Raw genomic sequence first — 5,033 nt, forward strand, 5'->3', positions numbered from 1 at the left:
GTATCTAACGGGGTGCTCGTTGGCTGAATTATAGCGCGTAATTAATCCCCCTAATATAAAAATGAGAAAGGGCCCTTAACGGGACGTTATTTGTAACGCCCCGTGCGAAGAGCCCCTTATTCTGTCTGACTCATATCCCCACGCCTACGAAATTTTTTGTTTTAGTACAGCGCTTGTTTCAGGAGCGAGCCGCCCGGGAGTGAGCCGACGAGCTCTTTCTCGGTATTGCTCCCGGTCGCCAGGTCATGCGCGTGGTCGTAGGTTGGCCCGAGGAGTTCGCCGGGGCCGTAGGTCGCCGCGTCAACGCCAAGTTGCGTCACGCCCAGGAGCCCGGCGCGCTGCACGCCGTCCCACAGGAAGTCACTCGGCCCCCATTTTTCGCGGTAGTCCGGCGTGTCGCCCATATTGCTCATGAAACTGCGCAGCATGCCCGCGCCGATCATGACCGGGACGAAGGTCAGCACCATCAGGAGACCAGGGCGGAAGTTCCCGTTCCTGGCCTCGTGGGCGATGCGCTCCAGCAGTACCTTCTGCACCGCGTAGGTGAATTGCTTGAAGTGGAAGATCAGCGCGTAGTGCGGGTCCGAGGCCCAGGAAGGCCGCATGCCCGCGTTGGGCCGCAGCACCGCGCCCTCGACCCACCGGAAGATCGCCTGCTTGATGCGCTCATCGTTGTAGTCCAGCTCTTTTTCTTCGCCGATCAGCCGGATTTCCTTGGGGTTGAGCCCCAGTTCCTCCAGCCAGCGCGCGCTGTGCTTCTCCGGGAGCTCGCGGTGGTGCTTGATGAAGTTGATCGCGGCCATTGTCGCGCCGATCCGGGTGCCTTGCGCGAAGCCCTCGACCCCGTTGAGGCGGAACAGGCGATCATTCCACCGCTTCGCCTGTTTCCCCAGTATCCCCCCCGTCCAGGCGTCGCTTTGCCCGGCGATGGCGGCGATCGGCGCGGTTGTGCCGATGCGTTGGGCCAGCAGGGCGAACGCATCCTGGCGCGGGGTCCCCTTCCAGGCGGCGAATGCGGAGTTCCACGCTTCTTGCGTGGTGTTCCACGCGTCTTTCAAGGTCCCGCCCCGGATGATCACGCCCAGGGGGTCGATGAACTGCGAGAACAGGGACGTGACCATCAAGCGCCAATTCTCATAGACCAGCAAGGTCGCCTGGGTCTTGCGCAGCCGGGGGTCGATGTTCGCGCCCAGGGAGCCGTCGATGGCGGCGATGGCACGCGTGGCGCGGTTCAGCTCCGGCTCGAAGGCCGCGAACTTCGCCCTTGCCGCGTCGTTCAAGTACCGGGAGACCATGTACGGCGTCGGTTGCCCATCCACGTAGCCCTCGGCCCGCAGCGCGTCGCGGATTTCCTGCGGCGTGCGGCCCTGGAGCTTCAAGCGGCTCTTTCGGGCCACCAGCGCGGCGACCGCGGCTTTGAGCGCGGCCTCCCATCCGGGGACTTGGCGCGCGATCCCGGCGTTGAGCAACGCCTGGAGTTTCTCGCCCTTGGGCCCCATTCTGCGGGCGTATTCCGCCGTGCGCACCGCCGCGGCGATGTTGGCGGTCATCGTCCCCTCCAGCGTCGGCTCGATGTAGGCGGCGAAGTCCGCGTCCTCCAGGAACCAGAGCGGGTTCCCGGCCTTGGCGACGCCCACGGGCAGCGCCCGTTTCAGTCCGCCCTGGTCGAATTGCTCGCTCGCGGGGTTATAGACCAGCGCTCGCGCCAGCTCCTCTGCGTCGGTGGCGGAAAGCGTCTTTTGCGTGGCCTTCTCGTAGGCGGCCTGGAGGGCCTTCGTAAACTTCGCGAAGTTGTCGCGGATCGCCTCCGGGTCCCAGACGCGGGGGAAGCGCGGATTGTTGGGGTCCAGGGACTGGCCCATTGCCTCGTTGGTGTAGCGGTAGAGCTTCGCCATCATCCGCTGCATATCCTCAACGATGGCGTTCCCCTTCCACGCGCCACCGCGCCACCGCTTGATGGCGTCGTCCGAGGCTTCGGGCGTCACCTTGTGGAAGGTGGCGTAGAAGGCGGAATAGAACTCGTTGGAGCGCCGGGCCTTGGCATCCAGGTAGCTCTCCGGGTTCGCGGCGTTGGTCGCCGTGCCCGTTGGCTTGGAGAGCAGGTGCCCGATCTGCTGGAATTCCTTGATCTTGGAATCCGTGAGCGTGTTCTGCGCGGTCGCCAGCAGCGCGTTCAGCCCGTTCCACGTGGCTTTGAGCAAGGTCTCGGCATCCAGGGTGTAGCGGCCCGCGAGCACGGGGTCACTCTTGAGGGCCGCGGCCACGGCGCTCTCGGTCGCAAGTCTCCCGCTCCCGAAGGCGTGGAAGATATGCTCGATGCGTTCGGAATCGGTCACGATTCCCAGGAGCGTCTGGATGAACGCCTTGATCCGCCGGAAGAGCGGGAGCGTGCTCGATTCAAACAAGCGCTTGCCCCCGGCCCAAAGCTGGAAGCCGTAGGCGATGCGGGTGGGGATGTCGTCCAGGCTGTCCCAGACGTCCTTGGGCAGGTGCTCGCGCAACGCCTTTTGGATGTAGGGCTTGCTGAAATTGCGCGCCAGCGTGGTAGCGAGCGGGCTGTTGGCCTTGGTCAGGCGGGCGAAAAGCTCCCGCATGGCCTCGAAGTGCGCCACCGAAAGCGGACTCAGGGCCGAGGTGGCGATCTTCATCACCGCCTCGGTGTCCTTGCGCGACCACTCGGCATTCTTCCCGCCCGCGAGGTCCTCGAAGGCCACCTTGACCTTGGGCCCGAGGGCCTTGGCGACCCACTGACGGATTTCTTCTTCCTCGGCGCCCGGGGTGTAGGTCGGCTCCGCGGCGGCTTCGTCTGCGCGCTCGGAGTAGAAGATGTGGTCGAGCTCGGGGTCTAGGCTTCCCCTTGATAGCTGGCGGCCAGGTCCAGCCAGAGCCGAGGGCCCATCCGACGTTCCTTTTCCGCGTAGAATGGTACCGTACAGCACTGCTCGCGCCGTCGTCGCGCTTCCGCCAGTATAGCTCTGCGACGCTCCGGGGGATACATTTCGAATCGCTTTTCGCATTCCGTCGCGAGTGACGCTAGCGTCTGTTCGGAGGTCCACGAACGATTGTCTGTCGAAGTCATAGGTGAAGTCCTTAATCCCGGGGAGTTGGCGCAAGGCTGCATTGTACGATGCGCGCATCATCTCCGTCAAGTTATGCACGGTGTCGCCCGGCTTCCACTTGATGCCCAGGCCGCTGTACTCTGCTCCCGGGTGGAAGCGTTCCGGCTGGCGCTGCGACTCATGCGGCGCAAGGTGGTCCGTGGTGCCGTAGCGCAGCGCGGAGGAGATCATGTTCTCCAGCCGACGGTAGAAGCCCGTCGGGGACAACCCCTCGGGGTCGCCCATGAAGACTTTCTTCGTGTTGTGCGCGTAGCCCGCGGCGATGGCGTAAATCTGGTTGCCGGAGTGTTCCCCGGCCGTCAGCCCGGCAACGTTGATCCAGACCCGGCCGTCGCGCTCATACAACAGCCCGCGCGCGCTCCGGCTGGTGCCCACGGGCGTATCGATGGCCCAGCCCTTGCGCGCACCCGCGCTGCCGTATTCGCTCGGCGTCAGTTCGCGCACGTGGAGCTGCGGGTTGATTTCCTTGGCGATGTCTGCGACCGTCGTCTTCGTGGGCGTCGGCAGTTGGAAGGCGTCATCGAACTGCGCGAGGAGCGAGAACGCAGTCGTCATGTCGTCGCCGAGGACGACCGGGCGGTCGGAAAAGCGCAAATCCCCAGGGGCCGTGTCTTCATCGGCGACGTCCTGGGTCGCGGCGGGCGGGGTTTCACGGCGTTGTTTCTCGGTCATATCCTTCCTTGCCTGCGTGTTTCGTGCTTCGACCTCTCCCGCGGTCCGATGGTATTGGTTATACACGCGGTCCTTAAGCGCGCGGTATTCGTTGGATGCGTGCATGAGGTCAACGCCGCGCGTGGGGTCGGACTGATCTTTTTGCCGCAGAGCCTCCACGCGCTCCCGCGCCTGGCGAAGCGCGGTCGCAACCCCAAGCCGACGGGCCTCGGCCTCCGTGCTGGTGCCGTGCGCATGCCCTTCCAGCGACTGGATCGCGTGCTGGAGCTCGTGCAGCAGGGTCGAGTGGAGCCTGCCGATGGGGTTCTCGGTCCCGATCTCGATGAAGTCGATCTTGCGGCGGGCGGTCACAAGCGCCGCGCCGATCCCGTCGTAGACTTGCACGGGAATATCCTTGAGCTCTGGGTACACCGCGAAGAGCGTAGGATGACGCAGCAAGTCCTTCACCGTCAAGTGCGTTAGCATTCTTGTGCCGTATTTTTCGCGCAACACCTGGCCGAACGACTCGGACGGGTCCGCCCGCGCAATCGCCGGGCCGGACACGAAGTCGTTAATCTCGTAGCGCCACTGCCCATCCACCCACTTGAACCACCCGGTCTCCGCCCGAATGTCTTCGGCCTCGGTCACGGCGTCGGCCACTTCCAGCGAGTCCTCGGAACCCTTCCGGGCGTCGATGTCCTGGGCCTCGTACGCGGCCTTGGCCTTCTCCAGCGCGGCCTGCGCTTCTGCCGGCAGGTTCGCGACGCGCGCGCCTGCAAACGAGAAGTACGGCGTGTCGTCCAAAGACTGGGCCTCGTCCTGCGCCGCCGGTTGCGTGAGGCTGCGCCGCACCATGACGGCGATCTCGGCAGGGCCGATCTTCCCGGTCTCGATCCCAAACTTCTCGGCGAGCAAGGTCCGCGCCCAGGCGATCGCGTGCCGCACCCAGGCCAGCATGCGCACGGAAAGTTTGCCCGGGCGCACCAGCCACGTCTCCAGGGCCAGCGCGCCCAGGGCTTCGAGCCGGGCTTCCCCGGTCACGCCCTCGGGGATGCGCGCAGCGGCCTCCGTGAACCACTTCGATTTGTTCTGCTCCGTGTCGATGCTCGCCAACAGGGCCATGAGCCGCTTGTACGCCGGGGCTGCTTTATCGCGCCCCGTCTGCACCAGCCGGCTGTACCCTTCGCGCAACAACGCCGCGGCCGCGCCGCCCGGGGGAATGTTCCGGGCAGCAAGGTAGATTGCGCCGTCATAGACGAAGCC

General features: G+C 65.0%; 1 protein-coding gene. It reads right to left on the reverse strand.

From position 1 onward, the window contains the following. Positions 1-161 precede the first annotated feature (161 nt). On the reverse strand, positions 162-4,892 hold the full coding sequence (locus tag LBC97_12185; GenBank protein ID MDR2566784.1) for a hypothetical protein: 4,731 nt from the start codon (positions 4,890-4,892) through the stop codon (positions 162-164). Between the last annotated feature and the right edge of the window lie 141 nt (positions 4,893-5,033).

The organism is Bifidobacteriaceae bacterium (genome assembly GCA_031281585.1).
Classification (GTDB): domain Bacteria; phylum Actinomycetota; class Actinomycetes; order Actinomycetales; family WQXJ01; genus JAIRTF01.

What these genes read in the sequence shown, in the direction of transcription:
- LBC97_12185 (MDR2566784.1), bottom strand. Translation starts at nt 4,892, where the DNA reads ATGGCCCTGTTGGCGAGCATCGACACGGAGCAGAACAAATCGAAGTGG.